General features: G+C 43.4%; 1 protein-coding gene. It reads left to right on the forward strand.

Annotated elements, in window-relative coordinates; translation table 11 throughout:
• Positions 1-16: 16 nt before the first annotated feature.
• Positions 17-869: LPD3 domain-containing protein (locus HMPREF9074_RS11675; RefSeq protein ID WP_232297136.1), on the forward strand; the 853-nt coding region annotated here is incomplete at its 3' end.

The raw sequence follows: 869 nt of genomic DNA on the forward strand, positions 1-869 counted from the left end.
TTTCGGCGCGCTCCCGATTTTCAAAACCCTAAAAGAAGCTAAAAAATACTTTCTTTCTTGGGCTTTAACACACCTAAGAGGCAAAAAAGTCTTTCATAAAGAGCTCGACAAGTATGTTGTATTCAACCGAAAGGGTATTGAGCATACTTTATCAAGTAAAATATCATTTGAAAAAATGAAACTCATATTACAAGCAGAAGAAATGCTTAAAAACTCTCATCTGATAACCTTTGCAGAAGACTATAAAGGCAGAGAGCATATAAAAGGAGCTTACAGAATGAGCACTAAGGCAACCCTTGAGGGCGAAGAATTAAATGTAATACTTACCCTTAGAGAGGGCGAAAATGGTGTTATCTACTACGACCACAAAATAGAAGAAATAGAAAAGAGCACTACCCCACCACGAAGAGGTCGTGCCAAATCGTTCTGTGGCGATAGTGCTCCCACCAATATCCCCGCAAAAACCGTGCCTAACACATTGGTAAATAAGCAAATCGACAAATTAGCAAATCCAATAATGCCGCCTACCGTATACGTAGAGCACCTGCCAGAAATCAGCACGTCGGCAAATCAAAACACCCTCGATGCCAAAATGGCAGCCTTGCAAACGCGCAACTGGGAAACCTTTGTCATCGCCAACCCACAGCTACAACGCTTTTTAGGCGATGTAGAGCGCAAAACTTCCGAAAGCACCGTTATCACCATAGCCGGCGGAGCTGGTAGCGGCAAAACACGCTTCGCTTTTCAGTTCATCAACGCACTTGCGCAAAACTACAAAGTAGGACACGCCAGCCTCGAAGAGCACCCCGACAGCAAACTATATTACGACAAAGTACAACAGTACATTGATGAGACCGCCCTACCTAATA

Source organism: Capnocytophaga sp. oral taxon 329 str. F0087, assembly GCF_000213295.2.
Taxonomy (GTDB): Bacteria; Bacteroidota; Bacteroidia; order Flavobacteriales; family Flavobacteriaceae; genus Capnocytophaga; species Capnocytophaga leadbetteri_A.